The 5,474-nt window shown below is 75.7% G+C and carries 4 protein-coding genes and 1 riboswitch; of the genes, 3 read left to right on the forward strand and 1 reads right to left on the reverse strand.

Annotated features, from left to right (window positions below):
• Positions 1-1,567, reverse strand: a 1,567-nt coding sequence (locus GTQ99_RS19235; protein ID WP_205707822.1) for a SpoIIE family protein phosphatase, incomplete at its 3' end; no start/stop codon positions are given.
• A gap of 116 nt (positions 1,568-1,683) precedes the next feature.
• Positions 1,684-1,772, forward strand: a riboswitch (SAM riboswitch).
• Between GTQ99_RS19235 and GTQ99_RS19240 the strand changes: the two genes are divergently transcribed.
• From GTQ99_RS19240 to GTQ99_RS19250, 3 genes are all read left to right on the forward strand, one after another.
• On the forward strand, positions 1,766-3,115 hold the full coding sequence (locus tag GTQ99_RS19240) for an MFS transporter (protein ID WP_166617324.1): 1,350 nt from the start codon (positions 1,766-1,768) through the stop codon (positions 3,113-3,115). (Overlaps the previous riboswitch by 7 nt.)
• Positions 3,112-4,491 carry an LLM class flavin-dependent oxidoreductase gene (locus GTQ99_RS19245; RefSeq protein WP_338075126.1) on the forward strand — a complete coding sequence of 460 codons (1,380 nt, stop codon included), beginning with the start codon at positions 3,112-3,114 and terminating at the stop codon, positions 4,489-4,491. The genes GTQ99_RS19240 and GTQ99_RS19245 overlap by 4 nt, the downstream gene beginning before the upstream one ends.
• Before the next feature lie 39 nt (positions 4,492-4,530).
• Positions 4,531-5,474, forward strand: a 944-nt coding sequence (locus GTQ99_RS19250) for a Tar ligand binding domain-containing protein (RefSeq protein ID WP_166617325.1), incomplete at its 3' end; no start/stop codon positions are given.

The following is a 5,474-nucleotide window of genomic DNA, read 5'->3' on the forward strand; positions in this document are numbered from 1 at the left end:
GGCGCAGCGGGTCGCCCCCGACGGCCTCCAGCAGGCCGTCGCTGTGCAGGACCAGCAGCTCCCCGGCCTCCAGCCGCGCCCTCCCGGCGGCGCCCCCGGCCGGTCCGCCCAGCGGCCCCGCACCCGTGGGCGGCAGCGAGCGGGCGCCGCCGTCCGCGCCGAGGAGCAGGGGGGCGGGGTGGCCCAGCGTCCGGTACTCCACGTCCCCGCCGGCGGTGTCGACGAGGGCCACGCAGGCGGTGGCGGCCGTCGCCCCCGGCACCCGCGCGGCGAAGGTCCGCAGCGCCTCCAGCGCCGCGTCCAGCCCCGCGCCCGCGCCCAGCCGCTCGGCGAGCACCGTGCGCAGCTGGGACATGACGGCGGAGGCCACGACGCCGTGGCCGACGACGTCGCCGACGACGAGCGCGACGCGCCCGTCCGGCAGCGCCAGCGCGTCGAACCAGTCGCCGCCGGCCGCCTGCTCGGCGCCGGCGACGAGGTACTGCGCGGCCAGGTCCAGGCGGGGCAGCAGCGGCAGCTGCGCCGGCAGCAGCGCCCGCTGCAGCTCGGCCTCGACGTCGCGGGCCCGCGCGTAGCGGGCGGCGGTCTCCTCCGCGGCCCGCACCCGCACCAGCGCGACGTCCAGGCGCGGCAGCAGGTCGGCCACCACCCGGACCTCCTCCTCGCCCCAGCCGCCGGTCCCGGGGCGGCGCAGGTCGGCCAGCAGCCGCCAGCCGACGGAGGTGCCGTGCGGGGCGTAGGGGACCAGCAGCCGCTCGCCGCCGGGAGCGTCCAGCGCGACGGGACGGCCCTCGCGCAGCCGGGCGTCCGCGTCCTGCGCCGCGCGCCCGCCGGGGTCCGGCCCGGCCCCCGCGAGGTCGGCCACCTCCTCGCCGGGGCGCACCAGGCGGAAGGAGGACAGGCCCAAGCGGCGGCGGACGCGGTCGCCGACCGAGCGCAGCAGCTCCTCGGGGGAGGCCAGGCGGGCGAAGTCCCCGGCGACGGCGGCGTGGAAGTGCGCGTCCGCCTCCCGGCGCACGTGGTCGGTGACGTCGGCGTTGGAGCCGGTGAGGCCGAGGAAGGTGCCGGACTCGTCGAAGCGGGCCACCGTCGAGGTCTCGATCCAGCGCCAGCACCCGTCGGCGCGGCGCACCCGCGCCACCGCCCGGAACGCGCGCTGCTCGGCGGTGGCGCGGTCGAACTCGCCGAGGTACTCGTCGGCGTCGTCCGGGTGCAGGACCGCGCGCCAGCCGGTGCCCGTCATCACCTCGCCGGGGACCTGGAAGAACTGCCGGCAGTACTCGTTGACGAACGTGCAGCGGCCGCGGGCGTCGGTCAGCCAGACGGTCATCGCGACCGTGTCGGCGGTCTGGCGGAACAGCCGCCAGTCCGCGCGGGCGGCCTGCTCCACCTGCCGCGCGACGGGGTCCGCGGGCCGGCGCAGCCCCTCCGCGCGCACGTCCGCGTCGACGTCCTCGCGCACGTCCTCGCGCACGTCCTCGCGCTCGCCCCCGCGCACGTCCTCGCGCTCGCCCCCGCGCACGTCCTCGTGCACGTCCCCGCGCTCGCGGTCGTCGTCGGTGGCCACGAGGGCCAGGGTGGCCGACGCGCGGCCGGGACCGCCACCCGGCCCCCGCACCGCGCAGCACCGGCGGCGCGGCCGGTGCGTTTGCCGCTCTTCCGGGGTGTGCCGTAGGTTCGGCCCAGCCATCCAGAGCGACTGAGAGACCTGGCTCGTCGACGTCGCAGCAACCACCCGCGAGGGAAGGTGCTACCGCCAGGACCGATGGGAGAGAAGCGTCCTGTGAGCACCCTGCGCGTCCCCGCCACCGCCGCGCGCCCCAGCGAGCCCGCCGTCCGCCGCCGCGCGGCCCTCGGCAGCTTCGTGGGCACCACGATCGAGTGGTACGACTACTACCTCTACGGCACCGCGGCCGCCATCGTCCTGGGCCCGCTGTTCTTCCCCGACGTCGGCGGCGCCGTCGGCGTCATCGCCGCCTTCGCCACGTACGCCGTCGGTTTCGCCGCCCGCCCGCTGGGCGGCGCGGTCGCCGGGCACGTCGGCGACCGGGTGGGCCGCAAGGCCGTCCTCGTGGCCTCGCTGCTGGTCATGGGGATCTCCACGACGTTCATCGGCCTGCTGCCCACGCACGCGCAGATCGGCGTGTGGGCCCCCGTGCTGCTCGTGCTGGCCCGGCTGCTGCAGGGCTTCTCCGCGGGCGGGGAGTGGGGCGGGGCGGTGCTGCTGTCGGTGGAGCACGCCCCCACCGGCCGGCGGGGCCTGTTCGGGGCGATCCCGCAGATGGGCTCGGCGGCGGGCATGGTCCTGGCCAGCGGGGGTTTCTGGCTGACCCGCTCCCTCACCTCCTCCGAGGCGTTCATGTCCTGGGGCTGGCGCATCCCGTTCCTGGCCAGCGCGGTCCTCGTCGTCGTCGGCCTGGTGATCCGGCTGAAGGTCACCGACTCCCCGGCGTTCACGGCGCTGCGCGAGGCCGACGGCCTGGCCCGCCGGCCCGTCGCGGAGGTGCTGCGCACCAACAAGCGCGGCGTGCTCGTGACCACCGGGATGCGGCTGGGGCAGAACGGCGGCTACGTGCTCTACACGGTGTTCGCCCTGACGTACCTGACCAGCGAGGTCCGCGAGGACGGCGCCGACGTGGGCCTGCTCGCGGTGCTCGTCGCCTCGGTGCTGAGCCTGGCCGCGACCCCGCTGTGGGGGGCGCTGTCGGACCGGGTCGGCCGCAGGCCCGTGTACCTGTTCGGGGCGGTGCTCACGGCGCTGTTCACCGTGCCCGCGTTCCTGCTCTTCGACACCGGCTCGACGTTCCTGATCGTCGCCTCGATCGTCGTCGCCATCAACCTCGGCCACGACAGCCAGTACGGCGCGCAGGGCGCGTTCTTCGCCGAGCAGTTCGACCAGCGCACCCGCTACAGCGGCGCCTCGCTGGGGTACTCGATCGGCGCGGTGCTCGGCGGCGGCCTCACCCCGCTCATCGCCGCCTCGCTGCTGGTGGCCGGGGACGGCTCGCCGTGGCTGGTGGCCGGGTACCTGTCGCTGCTGGCCGTGCTGAGCACCGTGGCGGCGGCGTGCACCCGCGAGACCGCCCACCGACCGCTGGAGGGACTGACCCGGTGAGCACCGCGAGCTCCACGAGGCCGCTGCGCCTGAACGCCTTCGCGATGGCCTGCGTAGGCCACCAGGCCGCCGGGCTGTGGGCCCGCCCGGAGGACCGCAGCGCGGACTACCGCACGCTGCGGCACTGGACGGACCTCGCCCGGCTGCTGGAGCGCGGCGGTTTCGACGCGCTGTTCCTCGCCGACGTCCTCGGCACCTACGACGTCTACGGCGGGTCCCGCGACGCCGCCGTGCGCGCGGCCGCGCAGGTCCCGGTCAACGACCCGCTGGGGGCGGTGTCGGCGATGGCCGCCGTCACCGAGACCCTGGGTTTCGGGCTGACGGTGACCACGACGTACGAGCAGCCGTACTCGCTGGCCCGGCGGCTGACGACGCTGGACCACCTCACCGACGGACGGGTCGCCTGGAACGTCGTGACGGGGTACCTGGACTCCGCCGCCAGGAACCTGGGGTTCGAGCGGCAGGTCGCGCACGACGAGCGCTACGAGGTCGCCGAGGAGTACCTGGAGGTCTGCTACAAGCTGTGGGAGGGCTCCTGGGAGGACGGCGCCGTCGTCCGCGACGCCGCCCGCGGGGTGTACGCCGACCCGGCGAAGGTGCACGACATCGGCCACCACGGCCGCTACTTCGACGTCCCCGGCGCGTTCCTGTGCGAACCCTCCCCGCAGCGCACGCCGGTGATCTTCCAGGCCGGCTCCTCGCCGCGCGGGCAGGAGTTCGCGGCCCGGCACGCCGAGTGCGTCTTCATCATCGCGCCGACCGCCGCGCACGCGCGCCGCACGGTGGACTCCCTGCGGGCGAAGGTCGAGCAGGCCGGGCGCGACCCGCGCTCGGTGCTCGTGTACGCGGGCCTGACCGCGGTGGTGCGCTCCAGCGACACCGAGGCGGACGCGCTGCTGGCCGACTACCGCGCGCACGCCAGCCGCGAGGGCGCGCTCGCGCTGTTCGGCGGCTGGACGGGCGTGGACCTCGCCGACCTCGCCCCGGACGCCCCGCTGCAGCACGTGAGCACCGACGCCAACACCTCCGCGCTGGCGGCCTTCACCCGCGACGCCGACCGGGAGTGGACCGTCGACGACCTCGCGCGCTTCGTCGCCGTCGGCGGCCGCGGTCCCGTGCTCGCGGGCTCGCCGGCCACCGTCGCCGACGAGCTGGAACGCTTCGCCGAGGAGGCCGACGTCGACGGCTTCAACCTCATGTACGCGACGATGCCCGGCACGTTCGCCGACGTCGTGGACCACCTCGTGCCGGAGCTGGACCGGCGCGGGCGCACGGCGGCGAAGGCGGCTCCCGGCACCACGCTGCGCGAGCGGCTGGGCTCGGGGGAGGGCCCCCGGCTGGCGGGCACCCACACGGGCGCCGGCTACCGCAGGTGAGCGCTCCAGTCTTCTAGATCACCTGCCGATGCACCGGGTGTGCTCACCCGACTGCGCGACCTGAACGTCGCCTCCAAGCTCTTCGCCGGTTTCGGCGTCGTCTGCCTGCTGCTGGCCGTCGTGGTCGCGATCGGCATCCACCGCCTGGGCTCCTCCCAGGCCAACCTGGAGCAGCTGTCCACCAACGGGCTGGCCTCCGTGGCATCGGTGGGCGAGGTCAAGGACGCCTACGTCTCGATGCGCCTGGAGCTGGCCAACGCCGGCATGTCGCAGACCGCGGAGGACACCGACGCGGCGCTGGCCAAGCTCGAGGACGCCGACGGCGTCTACGAGGACGCCTGGGCGGCGTACCTGGCCTCCGAGCCCTCGACCGCCGCCGACCTGCGCGAGGAGGTCGAGGAGCACCTGGCGGAGTACCGCACCGCCCGCGAGCCGATCATCGCCCTGGCCCGCTCCGGTGACGTCGCGGGTTTCATCACCGCCCGCGCCGGCACGGCGGAGCTGTCCGGGGAGATCACCCGCCACATCGACGAGCTCGGTGCCCTCGAGCAGCAGGCCGCCAAGGACCTGGCCGCCGAAGGCTCCGCCGACTACCACACCGCCATCACCCTGCTGCTGGTCATCGGCGCCGCCGCCCTCGCCGTGGCCGTCGTCGTGGCCGTCGCCGTCGCCCGCTCCATCGCCGGCCCCCTCGCCAAGACCCTCACCGTGGTCCGCGGCCTGGCCGACGGCCGCCTGGACCAGCGGGTGGCCATCACCACCAAGGACGAGGTCGGGCAGCTGGCCAGCGCCCTGGACGCCACCATGGAGCGCCTGAGCGCCACCATCCGCGCCATCGCCGGCGGCGCCACCACCTTGGCCACCTCCTCGGAGGAACTGACCACCGTGGCCACCCAGCTCTCCTCCGGCGCCGAGGAAGCCGCCACCCAGGCCCAGGTCGTCTCCACCGCCACCGAGGAGATCAGCGCCAACATCGCCACCGT

The organism is Kineococcus vitellinus, assembly GCF_009906315.1.
GTDB lineage: Bacteria > Actinomycetota > Actinomycetes > Actinomycetales > Kineococcaceae > Kineococcus > Kineococcus vitellinus.